At 76.9% G+C, this 242-nt stretch carries 1 protein-coding gene; it reads left to right on the top strand.

Annotated features, from left to right (window positions below):
• The coding region (locus AC0IVP_RS22115; protein WP_471759306.1) for a hypothetical protein at window positions 1-242 on the top strand (242 nt) is incomplete at both ends.

The following is a 242-nucleotide window of genomic DNA, read 5'->3' as shown; positions in this document are numbered from 1 at the left end:
GGCGGGGACCCCGCGACCTGGTCGGTCGAGCAGCTCGAGAACGCCCGCACCCTGCTGTTCGGTTCGGTGCAGGCCACCGGCGAGCTGCTCGCCCTGGTGCCCCAGGGCAAGGCGGCCGTCCCGCTGAGGAAGCGCTTCGGCCGCCCCGTGCCGCTGGTCGGGGACCCCGAGCAGTTCCCCCGGGTCCGGCGCGAGCAGCGGCTGGGCGTGCGGCGGAGCCGGTTGCAGGCCGTCCAGGCGGA

The sequence above is a fragment of the Klenkia sp. AC732 genome, from assembly GCF_979256525.1.
The sequence above is the reverse complement of the archived record's forward strand: the minus strand, read 5'-3'. Positions and strand labels throughout refer to the sequence as shown.